The organism is Mesorhizobium sp. P2_D1 (genome assembly GCF_056404455.1).
The window spans coordinates 1-16,639 of the sequence record NZ_JBFUDZ010000085.1; the positions used below are offsets into that span (position 1 = coordinate 1).

Here is a 16,639-nt window from a genome sequence, read left to right on the forward strand (position 1 = left end):
GAACGAGAGCACGGCCCGCCGGGAACGAGAGCACGGCCCGCCGGTTGCTCCATCATTGCCGCGGCGACGTCGCAGGACGCGATGATGCCGTATTGCGGAGATGTCGACGTGTGCATCATGAAGGCATCATTGAAGCGGGCCATGTCCAGCCGCTTGTTCTCGCCATGCTGGACGTGGATCATCGACGCCTGTGACCAGGCAGCGAGAAGCTTGTGCGTCGAATGCGTGGCGAAAGTGATCGCGTTGGGCGATCGGGTCGGATCAGCGGACGAGATGCCGTGATAGCCGTCGTAGAATTCATGGAAATTGGCGTAGGCGTACCAGGCCTCATCGAAGTGGAGCACTTCGACCGAACTACCGATCGTTTTCTTTATCGCATCAACATTGTAGCAGAGGCCGTCATAGGTCGAGTTCGTGATCACCATTAGGCGGACCTTGCCATTGCTCCCCTTGGCGAACGGATTTGCCGCGATCTTTTTCTTGATGGATTGCTGCGTGAACTGGTCCCTCGATATCGGGCCGATGATGCCAAGACCATTGCGCGACGGGATGAGATAGATCGGTACGGCGCCCGTCATGATCAGCGAGTGCAGGATCGACTTGTGGCAATTGCGGTCGCACAGGACCAGGTCACCGCGGCTCACGGTCCCGTGCCAGACGATCTTGTTGGCCGTCGACGTGCCGCCAACGACGAACAGTGTCTCGTCCGCCCCGAAAATGCGGGCGGCGTTGCGCTCGCCTTCGGCGATCGGACCGGTGTGGTCGAGAAGCGAGCCTAGCTTACCGACCGATACGGAGATATCGGACCGCAAGGTGTTCTCGCCGAAGAATTGATAGAAGAGTTGCCCGACCGGGCTCTTGCGGAACGCGACGCCGCCGCCGTGACCGGGCGTGTGCCAGGAGTAGCTGGCCTGCAATGTATACTCCATCAGCGCCTTGAACATCGGCGGGGGAAGTCCCTCGAGATAGAGCTGCGCCGCGCGCACGATCGCTCGTGCCATGAACTCGGGCGAGTCCTCGAAGAGCCGCATAAAGGCGTTGGCGTGCTTCAGCACGCTGATCGGGACCATCTCCGCGGTGAGTTCGTCGCCGAAGAGGAAGATCGGCAAGCGTTCGTTGCGGCTGCGCTTGGCCGCCAGCACTTCCTCAAGCACCTGCCATCGCGTCGCGACGTCTTCCGATCCGTCGACGGAGATCAGCCAGCAGGATTCGTTGTTGAAGATTTTGACAAGTCGCCGGGCATCCTCGTAGTTAAGGCCGCCGACGACGCGGAAGCCTTCTTTCTCGATTGCGGCAGCGAGCTGCTGCATGCCCCGTCCAGCAGCGTTCTTGCCTTCGTAATCTTCATCGATGATCGCAATTGGGAACCCTTCAACCTCGTGCACCGTCCACTCCCAATGCCTGGCGTTCGCAGCATCTTGCTGGACGCCGTTCGATGGCGGCGCCGGCAAAGGTTGTTGCGCAGGTCAGACGACCTAAACAAGGAACGGGGTGTATGTTACTGTACTACATCTGCGCTCGGTCCCGACGCACTGTTCACGGCAAGATCGCGGCGCCCGGCCCTCATCCGCCCAGCGCGATAGTCAGGGCGACCAGCAAGCAGCCGAGCAGAACCATGGCAGCGGCAGTCAGCCATGGTCTGTACCCAGTCAGTTGTCCAAACGCGTAGCCGGCAAACAACATCATCGCCACAGCGATGGCGTTGGAGATTCGAAGCGCGGTCCAAGCGTCCTGCAGGAACAGGAAAGGCACTACGATCGGGATCGTCGAGGCGAAAACGAGAAGGAAGACGGCGACCGCACCCAGCAAGTCTTCGCGCTTGAGTCCCATCGACTCGCCTGGCATCCGCTCCTTCAACAGTGCTGCATGCATTCTGTCGAGATCGGCGTCCGTCAACGCCGACGCTACCGCGGAAGGCAGGTTCTGCAGGATAGCGGTCCTCGCCTCTTCGGCGGTGGCGGCTTGCTGCACTTTGGCAACTATGCGCCGCTGTGTGGCCCGGTCGGCGAGGCATCCCATCAGATACATGATGGCATCTACGAGGCCCCAGGCGAGATTGCAGCCGAGCGCGCCGACCAGCGTGGTGCGCACCTCAGATTCGTCACTTACAACACTCAAAGTCCCGGTAAAGGCCAATGCCATGATTAATCCGAAAAGCACTTCGGATATGCGCTCGATGGGTTCGAGCACCCGCCTAGAGGACACTGCATGTCCAGAGGACATCGGTTACCTCGCTCGAAGATTTGGCTGCGGCTGGCTGGAGCCTGCGGGTATCGCGGCCATCGCTGCGCGCCCGCATTTCAGTTTCGCGCCAGTCGATACCGGGTGACGTGGCAGTCCGAGCGTCTCAGAGTTTGGGATTGTCATGACCTGAACGTCAACCTTGCAGCAAATTTCCGCAAGATTGGTCTTCCCTGCACGCGGACCATATCGACGTAAGTTACAGTAGCATTTCAGCCCAGACCCTTGCTGCACTGGCCGATCGGCAGTAGTGCCCAGTCGAATCGAAGCTCGACACGTCATGGCGTCGCAAGTTCGACAGGAGGCGGTCCATGTTGATTTCCAGGGATCCGCACGTTCAGAGCGTAGTGCGGATAGACTGCGACGCGGCTGGCCCGCGGGTCGTCATGTTCTGCGGCATTCATGGAGACGAGGTCAGTGGCATTCATGCCATCGAGAAAGTCCTCTATGACCTTTTCGGGGGCACGAGACTTTTGCTGCGCGGCTCCCTGACACTTGCCCGCGCGAACGAGCGCGCGATCGCTGCGGAGTGCCGCTATGTCAAACACAACATGAACCGCATGTTTCGCGAGGACTATGGACCAGAGATCGACCGCGGCTCCTACGAATTCCAACGGACGCAGGAGCTTAAGCCGTTGCTGGAGAGCTGCGACTATTTTCTGGATTTCCATTCCGCGCCGATCGCAAACGAACCGTTTCTGGTCGCCGAGCAAGACGCCGTCGAGTTTTATCGGCATCTCGGAATACCAAAGATGATGACCGGCTGGAGCAAGTTCTCGAGCGGGACCATCGGCGGCGATACCGAGAATTACGCCAATGCGCGAGGCGCAATGTCAGCGACTCTGGAATCCGGTAGCCACTTCGACAAATCTTCAAACGATGTCGCCTATCGGGCTGCCATTTCTCTGCTGTCCCTCCTGGGCATGATCGGGCACGATCCTCGTCCGGCGGCCGTCGATGCGGAGATCGTCGAGATGTATTCCGTCGTCACGAAGGAATTCGACGACTTCCGGTATGCGGGTGAGGCAAGCAATTTTAAGCTGTTGCCAAAAGGACAGGCGTTCGCCCATCAGAATGGACAGGCAATGACGGTGTCCGAGGATAGCTACCTGCTGATACCGATGAAGCCGAGCGACACGAAGCTTCACGAGGAGGTTTGCTACCTGGGCCGGAAGGTGCGGGGCTGACCTGGCACAACGCGATGCCCGACATCGGTCTGGCGCGCCATCCGGCTTTCACTCCGCCCAGTTGACGTCAGCGGTAAAGGCGATGGTCAGCCACCGATTGCGGCCTTCGTCCCCGATGGCCGCGCCGATCTGGTCGCGGGTGCGGTCCCACTCCTCGATGGTCCTCGGGGGCAAGTCCTTCGGCACGATGAAGTAAAGCTCTATCTGCGTGGCCCGCCCGACCTTGGCGACGTATGCCCGATAGGACAGGAACCCCTCGCGCTGCATTATTTCGGCGGCCACCCGATCGACGTGGGCCTTGAGATCCACGGGGGTGATGAGCAGGATCTCGGACAGGGCCTTGCGCACCGCCCCGACGGGAATAGGAATGATCACGAGGCAGACCAGCGCCAGTACGACAGGGTCCACGTATGGAGAGATCCAGCCAAGCGGCGTTCCGCCCGCCGCCTGTCCGATCAGGAATGCGATCAGAAGTGCCGAGGTTATTCCCGCCGACATCGTCCAGGCTTTAACGTCCAGGGCAACGAAGTCTGACCGCAGTCTCCTGTTTGCCCGCGCACCGGCCATAGCCATGGCTATACAGACCACCAACGTGATTGCGGCGTAGACGACGGCGACACCGAAGCGCAGCTCGTTGCCGCCGTACACAATGGTGATCACGGCGTTGATGAGGGCGTAGGTAGCGACCGTCATCAGCAAGGTGCCGTTAAGGCCCAACACAATAGGCTCCAGGTGCCAGAACCCCATCGTGAATCGATTGCGCAGCCTGCCCGACAGCGCGTCGGCCTTTGCCGATCGTACGATCAGGCTCGATACCCAAAGCGCCAAAATCGTCATTCCGGCATCGACAAGAGAATAGGCGCCATCAAAAGCGATGGAGAACGACCCGGACAGCAGGCCGAAGACGACTCCGAACGCCGCGACGCCTACCGTCGCGACAATCGAGGCTCGGAGGAAGCCCTGCTCGGTCAACATCTTGCCCTCTGAAAGCCTCAGCAACATCGTACATGCAACCGGCGCTATCGCAATAGTACCTGCAGTGGCCGTGGCCTGACCGCAAACTGGCGGTCGTTTCCCAAGCTGCCAAGCAGATCACCCCCCCGGGACAGCGCCTCGCCCAGTGCAAGCATCGCTGTTGCGGCCTCATCCACCAGATCACTTCGGGCATGTGTGGACGGCTCCTCGCTGGCAAGGGATTTCTTGACCTACTGCGGTCTCGGTTGGTGCGGCCAGCCCACATGGCCAGGCTCATCTTGCTAATCCCCACCAATAACGGCAGTCTAGGCTCTACTGGCTCGTCATCGGGTGGATGTCAGGCACCTTGGATGCTCCAATCGGGCGCCCGCAAACCATGGATGGACTGATCGCCACCGATAGAGGCCGTGTAGTCGCATCGGGCTCATTGATGATGAATTGGCTGGTCAATAGGTGGATCGCCACCGCCGTCATTCTTTTGGTCTCGATTGGCGAGACTGCCGCTCAGCCTAGGTCTGGCGAGCCTTCCGTTCAGCCGAAGGAAATCCTGTTCCTATATTCGTATGGCCGGGGTTTCCAGCCGTGGGCCACATGGGCCAGGGAAATCCGCGATGAACTGAACCAACAGTCGCCTTGGCCGCTGGACATCCAAGAAGATTCCCTCGTCACGGCTCGGGATGGCGACGACGCTGCTGAGGCCAAATTTGGTGAATATCTCAAGGCGCTCTACGCAACACGACGGCTCGATTTGATCGTCGCAATAGGTGCACCCGCGGCTCGCTTCGTCCAGAAACGGAGAATAGACCTATTTCCGACAACGCCGATGCTGCTTGCGGCTGTCGAAGTGCGCCGGGTTGGACAATCCATGTTGTCCGAGCGGGACGCCGTGGTTGGCACGCGCGTCGATCACGTCGCCCTTGTCGAAAACATTCTACGGCTGTTGCCGGAGACGAAGGCCATCGCGATGATAATCGGGAACTCGCCCCCTGAGCGATTTTGGATCGGCGACGTGCAACGGGAACTGAAGTCACTGCTAGACAACAAGGTTGAATTGATCTTTTACAACGAGCGGCCGTTCGAGGAGATCCTGAAGAAGGTTGCGAGTTTGCCGCCCCACAGTGCAATCTTTTACCAGCAGATGATGGTGGACGGCGCAGGTGCCGTCTATGGAGACAAGGATCCATTGAAGCGCATCTATGAGGTCGCCAACGCTCCCATTTTCACGTTCGACGAGTCTCTTTTCAACGGTCAAGCTGTTGGCGGCCCGATGTCTTCACCGACCGAGGGTGCCCGAGCGACGGCGGATGCCGCGGTCCGGATATTGGGAGGTGAGAAGGCAGGTGACATCAAGGTTCCTCCAATCGAATTCTCAGCACCGAAATACGATTGGCGACAGCTGCAGCGCTGGAACATTAGCGAGAGCCGCCTGCCCCCCGGGGGCGAAGTCTTGTTTCGGGAGCCAACGGCGTGGGAACGGTATTCCTGGCAAATTTCCCTTATTACTGCGGCTATTCTGCTACAGGCCGGGCTTATCCTGATCCTGTTGAATGAACATCGTCGGCGTCAAGCAGCCGAAGTGCAGTCGCGGCAGCGCATGGCAGAGCTTGCTCATGTCAATCGCTTCTCGACCGCTGGCGAGCTGACCATGTTAATTGCCCACGAAATAAACCAGCCTCTCGGCGCTATAATGAGCCACGCCGAATCCGCAGAACTTATCCTGCAATCATCGAGCCCCGATATCGCTGCACTCGGGGAAATCGTGAGCGATATTTTGGAGAATGACCAGCGTGCCAGCGAAGTCATCCAGAGGATGCGGAGCCTCCTGAAGAAGGTACCTTTTGAACTGAAAAGTCTCGATCTCAACGACCTTGCGCGGGAAACCGTCGAATTTCTTTCGACGTTGGCTCGCGGGCGAAAAGTCGAACTTCTTGGCGTGATCACGCCGGATGCGCTTCCGATACTCGGCGACCGCATTCAACTTCAACAAGTCATTCTGAACCTTGTGGTGAACGGGATCGACGCGATGAAGGAGACGCCGAGCGAAAATCGCATCATCAGCATCCGGACTTCGCGCGACCAAGAGTTTGCCGAGCTGTCCGTGTCTGATAGCGGACCGGGCATTCCCGACGACAAATTAGAACAGGTCTTCGAACCGTTTTTCACCACCAAGGCGGAAGGCATGGGCATGGGGCTATCCATCGCGCGCAACATTGTCGAGGCGCACGGTGGGCTGATGCGTGCGAAAAATCAGGATCACGGTGGTGCGTCGTTCCGGATTAGACTTCCTCTTGTTCGATAGTTGGCAATCTAATTTCTGCCAAGCGTTTAGCTGGGTAGCAAGGCCAGCGCCCGAGGCGAAGCGGCATTGATCGGTGAGCGCACAAGGTCGCGTTAGCGTCTGGAAGCTGACGTCGCCGGACGTGCACGATCCTTGTCGACATAGGCCTGCAGGGCCTTCTTCACGGTTTCAAGCGGGCCGGTCATGGCTGGAGGTCAATTGGCCGTCTTATTGGCCAGTTGTCTCACTGCGTCTATCAAGTCTCGTGTCGCTTGAGCAACCTTGGCAACTGGTAGTCGATGAACGCAGTAGACGCCGCCCGGGTTGTCGGGTTTGCACAATCCGGGCGCAACACACTGGCAAGGCAACGGCGGCTCAACGGTGCGGTGAAGCACCCCAAAAGGCCCCCAGATGTCGGGGGGCGTCAGGCCATACAGGCCCACAACCGGAGTTCCGACTGACGCAGCCACGTGCATTGGGCCGCTCTCGTTTCCCAGAAAGATAAATGCATCCGAAAGCAATGCTGTTAGTGTCTCAAGCGAGGCTTTGCCAACAACGCTCACCAATGGCGACGCTGCCGCATTCAATATAGCTTGCGCGGTCGCGCTCTCATCAGGTCCACCAATCAGCAATGACCGCAGGCCCTTGGTTGCATAAACCTCGTCGATTACTGCAGCGAACCGTTCAGGTTGCCAACACCGCCCTTCGAACCTTGCTCCAGCGTGTACTGCGACGAAAGCCTTTACGGCCAGATTGCTTTGCGCCAGAATCTGGGTAGATGCGCTTCGCCCGACTGGTGTGGGTTCAAGCCTCGGTGTCACTTCTCGCAATTCTATCCCAAGCGCTTCAAGCGGGGACAGATATCGGTACAAGTAGTGCGCGCCTCCATGGCCGAACGTTTCAGCAAATATATTAGCAGGCTGAACTTCCCAAAATTTCATGGGCTTTTCCGGGGGATTGTATCCAACGCGCAGGGGGGCGCCGATTGACCTGTGCAATATCCGTGATGTCTTCGAGTCGGTTACGTCAATGGTGAGATCGAATTTTCGGCGGCGCAGGTCAGCGACCAAGCCTGAATATTCCTTCACTCGCTGAGGCAGACTTCTACCAGCACCTCGACGGTCGAATCCGATGGCCACGTCTGCGATATTCTGGCTGACTACGAAGTCTCGCAGGCCAGAAGCGCAAAGCATGGCTATCGCAGCGTTTGGGTAAGCGAGGCGCAGATTTCGCACGAGCGCCGAGGTCAGAATGACATCCCCGATGAACTTCGTCTGAATAACGAGAATGGACTTGATAGCCAGCCGATCAGCCATCGAGATATTCAGCACATCGACCTCACGAAGGGCGGCGGGTCAAATTGGTCATTGGTGGGCGCCCAACGTCCAATCGAGCTCACGGTTCCGGCTAATGGATATCCCTCTTTTCAACAGCGAAGCAAGGTCGTCTGTCGTCGTCATGGCATCTGTCCCTGCCACAAGGGCAATCCACTTTCTGCAGCGAAGTCTCTATCCTCTGCGTAGATTGGCTCGCCTCTTTTCACCACCCGTCGAAGCAAATCCGCATCTTCGTCGGCATGATATCGAAAGGCATTTCGGGTGTCGTATCCATGCCCGGCTTGGGACAGGGAAAACCCGCTGACGACAACAGGAGCGAAACCGGCGAAACGCGCCAGCATGATCGCGAAGGCTCCGGTTGAGATTTTCCGGTGCCAGCCGCGCGACACATGATATTTGCCGCTAAGCCGCCAGACGATGTTGGCAAGCTGCCATCTTGTAAGCGCCTGCAAGGTGTCATAGCGATAATCAAAGGTGCGACAACCGGCTATCAGCTTGTCTTCAACGTCCGGCCAAATCGGGATGATAAGATGCTTTGCCTGCCGTCCTTTCAACAAATCGCGCTTGTAAAAATCCTGCTCGTCCCGGCCGACCAAAATGCCGCGGCGGAGCACGGCGATGTCGGGAACTGGGAGACCGAAGGTTTCCGCCAAAAGCTGGGAAGCATTGACCGTCACCAGTCCCCAATCGGCATCATGCCCCTGCGGGAGGCGAAAATTCGGCGCTGCCCCCATCACCAAGGCGGGACCGGTGACACTGGGCAAGCGAAGAATTGGCTTTGAGAAGGTTGGCAAGAGGTCCGAAAGCGGAGTTTTCATGCGGGAATCTGAACCGCATGTTCCTCAAACGCGCGCAGAATGCTCTCTTCTCGGCTCCACAAGTCGTCCCATTGCGTGGCGCCGGACCAGCCCGCAAACCAAGGACCGCCGAGCGTGTAGTGCGCCAGCGAAACGTCGGCGGGGTCGAGTTCGGTAGCCGAAGCCCCTACGAGGTAGTTCCATGCCAGGGGCAATTCCCCGATCTCATGGTCCTCAAGCCATTTGAAGGCGTGGAGGTCACGTCCGGGCCACGTATTGAGCATCTCGTTGGTCAGCCGTTTGTTGGCCGGATGATCCAGATTCCACAAAACGACCGACGACCAGTTTTTGCGGCGATAGAACGTCTGCGTTTGTCCGTCCATCTTGACCGCTTCGGATTCGCGTTGCTGGTGCTTGACCGCCATAATCGCGTAGGAAGGATCGACCAGGTCGAGCAGCTTGACTGGATCCTTCAGAAACAGGACGTCACAATCGCAGAACATGGCCCAGCCGCCTTGCCTCATGAACGGAACGGCAAAGCGCGATATGGCAAACTCGGTCGACATCGGTGCCTCGGAAATCGGGCACCAGAGCTTGCCATCACGTACCACCATCGGTCGCTTCATGATTCCTTGCGCTTCAAGGTCTTTGAGCACGAGTGGCTGTATCTGCAACGGCGTGCTTGTCCGCCGGTAGGCGCTCCATCGCGCTACGTCCAGAACTCGGGATTCGCGTGGATCATATCCAATGTAGATTGGTATCACGTGGCAACTCTATAATTTGATGTGAATTTACTCGAATTAAGCATGGCAGCACGGCAAGCGGAAGACCGAAGTACAGTGCCACAAGTCACTCCCACCCCACGCCTGCCAATGAACCGCCGGCGGCGCCCCTCGGGCGCGTCTTCGCGGCGCGCCGGCTGAACGAGCCCGGCCCGATGAACAACCGGGCTTGGTGATGATTTCGTCGCCGTGGATGGCGGCGAAGTCGGAGATGTCCTGCTGGTCAAGCCGGTCGAGCCACTCGCGGCTTCCCGTTGTCGGTTCAGGCATCAGTCGGCGATCCTCGGTCTTCGACATAAAACGCGGCTACCAACTCATGTGCCCGGTATGAACCAGCCCAAATTCCGGATCTCGTTGCCGATAAAGTTGCCCACCCGTTTCCCCCGGTTACGCAGGATGCGCAGCAACCCGCTATCCACAAAATACGTCAGCAGGATGCTGTCCCGTGTTGCCACTTCCGGCCCCACTATGTCCGCCGAGTGCCACGTGTCCTTGTCTACCGCGAAAGCATAGCCTGTGTTCGGCGCGAAACGCATCTGCATCTTTTTCGCCAGCCCGCCGCCCGGCAACTCCTCGTGAAAGATCGTCCCGATGTTGGTGTGCGCCTCGTCTGGTGGCAGGTAAAGCTGCACCGTGATGCCCTTCCAATGTGTATCCGTGTGCGGCGGAATTTCGTAGCCCGGAATGTCACGCGTTAGGATGGGGATTGGAAACATGCCCACCTCGGCCAAGCCGGGCCCGAACCGTCGCCCCATCGCCGGTGCCAGTCGGCGACGGAAAGCGTTCTTCACCGGCTCGGAACAAAGCGCTTTGCCAACCACGTTCCACACCGTCCGCTTCGCCGACGGCAGATGTCGGATGTTTTCCGGAAAGAGATCAATCTTCACCCGCGTGGACGCACCCATCGCATCCCGCTGTTTGGACCGGCCGTGCATCGGTCGGTAATCCGCGTACACCGGCAGCGCCGCCAGCATGGATTTATAAACATCCTCCGGAAAGACCCGGTCGAACTCGAGATGGTAAAATGGCCCTTCCACCGCGCGCGCGGCCTCTACGGACTTCGCTACAAATTCCGCCAGCTTTCCTGCGGTTATAGTTTGATCAACATTTGGAACACTCATATCGTCTCCTATTGAAGCCATACATAAAACAGCCCAAATCCGCCCACAAGCACATTTGGAAATGCCGCCGCTTGCTGCCAAATCCCGGCGCATCGGTCTCCGACCCGGCATCGGCCGTGGTCAACTCAGGATTGCCTTGCCGCAATAGCTGCGGTTGAAGTCATGGGAGTCCTTATGTACTCGGTCGCAGCTCGCATAGAATACGGTGAGGCCTCCGCTATGATAACGGCGACCTTGTTGGGAGGTGGGCTAAACGGCCTTGCTTAACCGTAGACGAGCAAGCGATTAACTCACCGGCGGCGCTTGGCTGTCGAGTATGCGGGCAATCTGCTCACAAGTCCTAATTCGCTGGCTGCGCGCGTTACGCTTCTTTCACGCATCATCACATCGAACACTCTGAGCAAATTGAGGTCGATATCATCGAAACTCATGAGACCTTCCCCATTTTCACTATGCCTCGCTCGCACACTAACATCGTTTTCAACGCGCCGGACGAACCATGCCATTGCAGGCACAAGGTGACTTGAACGCGACCTTTGGCCTGTAGGAGCAAATCGCGAACCGCTCTTATATTCGCCGGCAGGTCCCGGGCGGTCTTATTTGACGGCCGAGAACTCAAAACGATCGAAACGGAAGACTGCCGTATACTCGTTGCGTTGCTCCGGCGTCCCGGCAGGATTGCGGAAGATCGCGCCGCAGGTTGTCTGGACTTTCGGAATGGCATCGCACAGGAAGTTCTGCTGCACCCAGCTGGTTCCTTTGTCTATCCATGCGCCTCCCCCGCGCAGGTCACGACCGAGGATGAGCGACTTGATCTCCGAACCGGTAAGCCGGTCCTTCGCATCCAGATCGACCGCTTCCGGCAACTCCGGCAGACCGGCCTTGTCCAGGCCGTCCAGCAGACGCCCGATGTCAGCCGGGTTCTTGAACACGAAATACCTCTGCGTGACCAGTTGATTTGCCCCTCCATCCTTTCGTTCCAGCATGACGTTCCTTAGCCTGTCACTATAGGCCGCGACCTGGTCACTGCGCCCGAGATGTGCGTAGGCCGAAACCAAAACCTGCAGGCCGTAGAATTTCGGCCATGGATCGGGCGATTGGAGATCGATCCTTTCAAGGTAGTCGACGGCTTCCTCGAAACGACCCTCGCCAAATTCAGCCAGCCCGGCCTGGTAGTGCCGATGGTCATTGCCGCCAGGATCGACACGGTTGGCCGGGACGAGATAGTCGCGCGCCTCGTCCGGCCTGCCATTGAAATTCAGGGCTTCTGCCAGCCCGACATAGTTCAGGGGATCGCTCGGGTCGAGCGCCACTGCCTTGAACATAAGCGCGACTGCCTCGTCGGACCGGTGCTCGCGAACCAGCAAACTGGCGACGAGCTGATAGTAGGACGGCGAAGGATGCTTGGCCGCCTCCCCAAGGTACTTGTAGACGTTGTACAGTGCACCGATGTCCGAAACGGTCAAAGCTTGGCCCCGCGGCCCGTCCATGTCCCAATAGGCCCATGCGAGCGAGGCTGCCGCCGCGCCGAAATTCGGATCGAGTTCCAGCGCCTGCTGGAAAAACCGCACCGCCTGCGCAAACTCGTCTGGAGTATTGCGACGATTGTAGATTTCCATGCCCTGGAGGTAAGCTTCGTAGGCCGCAGGATTGCGCGTGCCGCCCGCGACATCTGCCTTGCCCTGGGCGCTGATAAGACGAAGCTTGAGCGCGCCTGCGATGCTGACGACGACCTTGTCCTGCAGCGCAAACACATCCGTCCACTGGCCGTCGAAACGTTCTGCCCAGAGATGACCGGTGGTCGAGCCGTCGATCAATTGCGCGTTGATACGCATGTCGTCGCCGACCCGACGTATCGAGCCCTCCAGTATGTACCGGACACCAAGCGCCGCGGCGACCTCGGCGGGTTTTGTCTCCGTGCCCTTGTAGGCGGAAGCCGCGTTTCGCGATACGACGAACAGGCCGGGCACGCGTGCAAGTTCTGTGGTCAGGTCTTCGGTGAAACCGTCAGCCAGATATCCTTGCGCCTTGTCGTCGCTGAGATTGTCAAATGGAAGCACGACGAGGGATGGTCGGGTGTCGGCTTTCGCATTGGCCGTCAGAGCGGTGGGATGAAGCGGTGGCTCCCACGGTCGCCACCACGCTGCTGCAAGGCCGACTGCGACAACAAGGACCCCAACAGCGACGGCCAGATTGCGCCTGTAGCGTGGGGGTCGATTGACGGCCATGGGCTTTCCCGCCGCTGCGGGATCAAGCAGCACCCGGTACGCCTGCACCGGTTCGGCGATGTTCTTCAGCTTCTGTTGGCCCATCGGCTCAAAGCCGAAAGCCAATTTCTTCTCAACCTCTTTTGCGACCTTTTCCGAGACACAGATGCCGCCAGGTTCCGCTAGTTGTTGGAGCCTGGCAGCGACGTTGACGCCCTCGCCATATCGGTCCTCGCCCTCGACAATCACCTCGCCGAGATTGATCCCGATCCTGACGCGAATCCGATGATCCTCGGAAACGGCGGCGTTGCGTTCGGCCAGGGCTTGCTGCAACGACACGGCACATTCGACCGCGTCCACGACGCTGCCGAATTCGGCCAGCAGTCCATCGCCCATCAGCTTGAAGATGTGGCCGTGATGGCGGGCAATCTCAGGCTCGAACAGGTCCTTGCGTCGAGCACGGAGGCGCTCGAACGTGCCGGCCTCGTCGCGTTCCATCTGGGCGGAATAGCCCACGACATCGGCAGCGAGAATGGCGGAAAGCTTACGGTCCATCGATCTGGCCTGTCCCCCGTGAAGTATAGACCTGGTGATACCGAATTGAAACGACCGACCTCTCCAGACATGAACTGCGCTGCGAACTCATGGGGAGTTGTGGCAGCGGTTGCGAGCATAGCGTCCACGACCTCGGCCCCCCATCGTCGTCGGTCGGAATGCACTGCCGCACAATCCGGCGGCGTCAGCCTGGTCTACAGCCCTGCGGCCGTGTCCGCTCGGGCAGGCTCGACAGCCTCGGGTTGATATTATAGCATTAACTATATTAGTGATTGCTTGACAAAATGCCTAACCTCTGGTTTCCTGACTTGCCGGGTATTGAAACAAGTTTGTTGCGTTTCCGGACGGTGTTCGCATGTCGACCTTGGTTGTCGCGGACCCGCGGGGGGTGTATCTCGCCGGTCTGGAATGGGTTCTGCGGAAGGCTGGGCACGATGTCGTCGCCCAGTGCCGCCGCCCTGTCGACATCGTCCCCAATGTGGAGCGCCATCGGCCCGATATCGTCATCGTCGGCCTGGATATCGCGGACCCGCGCATGGCCGGTATTTCCTCCCGGCTGAAGGCCCGCGACAGCGCTCTCGGCATCATCTTCATCGTGCAGCCGAACGGCAGGCTCGACATCAAGGAAATCCAGGCGCTTGACGGCGACGGTCTGCTTCTGGACGGCATCAGCCATCGCTATCTTCTCGAATGCGTGAATGCGGTGGCGGCAGGCAAGAAATGGATCGACAACAAGATCGTCCAGCAACTGCTGATGCCAGAACCGCAGCACCAACCGACGTCCAGGCTCACCGGGCGGGAGACCGAAATCGCCGATCTCGTCTCGCGCGGGTTGCGCAACAAGACGATCGCGCAACGGCTGCATGTATCCGAAGGCACGGTGAAGATGCACCTGCATCATGTCTACGAGAAGCTGCATCTCGACGGCCGGGCCGAACTGGCCTGGGTGGCGCATGGCAAGGGCCCCGAGCGTCCAGGAACCGGCCTGCTCTGATCACCGCTTTCTGCTGGCATCGACATGGTGCGGCAACAGACCGCAAAGCCACCTGACGTATCGGCCTCGATGCCAGAGCGATCGCCTGCCCCGCCTGCGCCGGCCTGATCTATCGAAGGATATATATCGTTCGATCAGGTACGGACATTCATCAAAACCCTATCGAACCGGGAATGGACGCGCCCACTTCATTGGCGGCAAGTTGAAGGATTGAAGGCCGCAGATTCAGTGGGCCAGAGGATGCGCTGGGTGGGTGCATCGGCATCTGGGGGCTGGGCCCCCATCACGTGATAGGGGAGCACAGCAATGACCATCAGCTTTATTCTCAACGACGAGGCCGTCAACGACCAGACCACCGGGCTGCAAACCGGCGACAACGTCGACGATGCCTTTACGGACACCGATGTCGCGTACTCCGCTTTGCCGGCCTCGTTCCGGACCTATCTCGAATCAACTCTCGGGCTGAATTCCGCGTTCCCGGCCAGCATCGGCGTCGCGACCAAGACGAACTCGGTCACCGTCAACGCCACCGCCGGCTCCCAGCTCGTCGGCACTACGTTCACCGACGGCAACGGCGGCACCCTCAATGGCGACGATAGCGGGCTCAACACCCTCAACGGCAAGGATATCCTGCTCTTCGCCGATGGGAACAACACCGTGATCGGTCGCTATGACAGCGATGGCAACGGTATTGTCAACAATCTGGACGCGATCGCCTTCGTCGTCTTCAAGCAGGACGTGATCAACGCCGGCGCGACCAGCGACCAGGTGACCTTCAACATCGTCACCTATGTTCCGATCTTCCATGGCGGCAACCCCAACCCGGATGACGCGGTCGATCTCGGCAACACCCTCAAGCTTGCGGCGAGCGAGACGCTCAACTTCGGCTTTGCCGGAGCGCCCTCCGGCAGCAACCTGTTCATGACCTTCGGCGATCCAAACTCCACCCAGATCGTGGTGATAGGGAAAGATCCCTTGAATCAGTCCCAGGGCGGAAACATCTCGACCAAGGATGTGCTCAATATCAGCCAGGCCGGCAGCACCACCTCGTTCGGCGTCAACGGCAACGCGATCAACCCTACCGAGGGGGCCTACATCACCTACGTCTCGGGCACGAACACGAACTTCCTCGTGCCGAATCTGGACCAGAACGAGGCCGATGTCGAAGCCAACATCGACTTCCAGAATGTCGTCAGTGCGACGGCAGCATCCTTCACCGTCAACCAGACCAATCCGGGCATCGGACCCGTGACCGTCAAGATCTCTGCCTTCACCACCGCCGCGGAGTCGGGAGTGGGTTTCGTCGACGGACTCACCAACGACACGCACGTCGCCATCACATCGTTCTCGCTGACCAACGTCGTCGTCAAGACAGGCAATACGCAATATACTCCGGCCGCCTCGATCGACGCCAACGGCGACTTGATCATCACAGGCCTAAGCAGCGGCGACACGGTACAGTGGACGACAAGCGGAAACCATAATCGGGTGCTGATCGAAAACATCAGCAACGCGGATAGCGATCCCAGCAACGACAACAACACTTTCGACATCGGCGGCTTCGGCATCGTTACATCCAACTCCGCCTCGGAGTTCGTCGGCCAGCAGATCGTGATCGAAGATGACGGCCCGACGGCGGGCATCGTCCAGGGCGCTCCCACGGTGGCGCATGACGAGACYGCRGGCGTCCAGGCAGATGCCGACGACACCACGGCACCAGCGGTTGTCGCGTTGTTTGCGGGCGTCAGCAAYGTCAGCTCCGACCTGAGCCCGACCGGCTACGCGCAGGACCCAGGCGCGGTGGTGASYTCCACCGGAAGCTCGTTCGGCGCCGACCAGGAAGGCGGCACGACGGCATTCTCGCTGGCGGTCTCCGCCGCCGGCGTGGATTCCGGCCTCGACACGACCGCCGGTACCAGCATCTTCCTGTTCAAGGAAGGCGRTCTGGTGGTCGGCCGCATCGGCGGCGCCGGTGGGGCGGCGGCGTTCGCTGTCGCGATCAACAGCACGACCGGCGTCGTCAGCGTGGCGCAGTATGCCTCGATCCTTCATCCGACCCCGGGCGCCAGCCACGACGAAACGGTGAACATCACCGACAGCGCCTTGCTGGCGGTGGTGACGGTCACCGACGGTGACGGCGACACAGCGACCAGTTCGACCGGTAT

12 protein-coding genes are annotated in these 16,639 nt (G+C 59.3%); 4 read left to right on the plus strand and 8 right to left on the minus strand.

Annotated features, from left to right (window positions below; all coding sequences use genetic code 11):
• Both AC1D0I_RS30980 and AC1D0I_RS30985 read right to left on the minus strand, forming a co-directional pair.
• The coding region (locus AC1D0I_RS30980) for an Orn/Lys/Arg decarboxylase N-terminal domain-containing protein (protein ID WP_477399888.1) at window positions 1-1,385 on the minus strand (1,385 nt) is incomplete at its 3' end.
• Between the two features lie 178 nt (window positions 1,386-1,563).
• Entirely contained in the window at window positions 1,564-2,142 is a 579-nt protein-coding gene (locus AC1D0I_RS30985) for a VIT1/CCC1 transporter family protein (protein ID WP_477399890.1), read from the minus strand.
• 410 nt (window positions 2,143-2,552) lie between these two features.
• On the opposite strand from AC1D0I_RS30985, the gene AC1D0I_RS30990 reads away from it, so the two are divergent.
• Window positions 2,553-3,428, plus strand: a complete 876-nt coding sequence (locus AC1D0I_RS30990; protein ID WP_477300209.1) for a hypothetical protein — start codon at window positions 2,553-2,555, stop codon at window positions 3,426-3,428.
• 48 nt (window positions 3,429-3,476) lie between these two features.
• On the opposite strand, the gene AC1D0I_RS30995 is transcribed toward AC1D0I_RS30990, so the two are convergent.
• Window positions 3,477-4,403, minus strand: a complete 927-nt coding sequence (locus AC1D0I_RS30995; RefSeq protein ID WP_477399892.1) for a cation diffusion facilitator family transporter — start codon at window positions 4,401-4,403, stop codon at window positions 3,477-3,479.
• Between the two features lie 376 nt (window positions 4,404-4,779).
• Here AC1D0I_RS30995 and AC1D0I_RS31000 point away from each other — a divergent pair, with 376 nt between their 5' ends.
• The gene (locus AC1D0I_RS31000) at window positions 4,780-6,702 is read left to right on the plus strand and encodes a sensor histidine kinase (protein ID WP_477399894.1); all 1,923 of its coding nucleotides are present in this window, start codon (window positions 4,780-4,782) and stop codon (window positions 6,700-6,702) included.
• Window positions 6,703-6,896: 194 nt separating this feature from the next.
• Here the strand turns inward: AC1D0I_RS31000 and AC1D0I_RS31005 are convergent, their stop codons facing one another.
• The 5 genes from AC1D0I_RS31005 to AC1D0I_RS31025 all read right to left on the minus strand — a co-directional run bounded on the left by AC1D0I_RS31005 (window position 6,897) and on the right by AC1D0I_RS31025 (window position 13,480).
• A complete protein-coding gene (locus AC1D0I_RS31005) occupies window positions 6,897-7,997 on the minus strand; it encodes a glycosyltransferase family 9 protein (protein WP_477399896.1) in 1,101 nt (366 codons plus the stop codon).
• 140 nt (window positions 7,998-8,137) lie between these two features.
• On the minus strand, window positions 8,138-8,836 hold the full coding sequence (locus AC1D0I_RS31010) for a hypothetical protein (RefSeq protein WP_477399897.1): 699 nt from the start codon (window positions 8,834-8,836) through the stop codon (window positions 8,138-8,140).
• Window positions 8,833-9,471 carry a hypothetical protein gene (locus tag AC1D0I_RS31015; RefSeq protein ID WP_477399899.1) on the minus strand — a complete coding sequence of 213 codons (639 nt, stop codon included), beginning with the start codon at window positions 9,469-9,471 and terminating at the stop codon, window positions 8,833-8,835. The genes AC1D0I_RS31010 and AC1D0I_RS31015 overlap by 4 nt, the downstream gene beginning before the upstream one ends.
• A gap of 440 nt (window positions 9,472-9,911) precedes the next feature.
• Entirely contained in the window at window positions 9,912-10,718 is an 807-nt protein-coding gene (locus AC1D0I_RS31020; RefSeq protein ID WP_477399901.1) for a hypothetical protein, read from the minus strand.
• A gap of 596 nt (window positions 10,719-11,314) precedes the next feature.
• Window positions 11,315-13,480 (minus strand): adenylate/guanylate cyclase domain-containing protein, encoded by a 2,166-nt coding sequence (locus tag AC1D0I_RS31025; protein ID WP_477399903.1) that lies wholly within the window; start codon window positions 13,478-13,480, stop codon window positions 11,315-11,317.
• 355 nt (window positions 13,481-13,835) lie between these two features.
• Between AC1D0I_RS31025 and AC1D0I_RS31030 the strand changes: the two genes are divergently transcribed.
• Together AC1D0I_RS31030 and AC1D0I_RS31035 are read left to right on the plus strand one after the other, a co-directional pair.
• Entirely contained in the window at window positions 13,836-14,474 is a 639-nt protein-coding gene (locus tag AC1D0I_RS31030; protein WP_477399905.1) for a response regulator transcription factor, read from the plus strand.
• Window positions 14,475-14,780: 306 nt separating this feature from the next.
• A partial coding sequence (locus tag AC1D0I_RS31035; RefSeq protein WP_477399907.1) for a DUF5801 repeats-in-toxin domain-containing protein occupies window positions 14,781-16,639 on the plus strand: 1,859 nt, incomplete at its 3' end.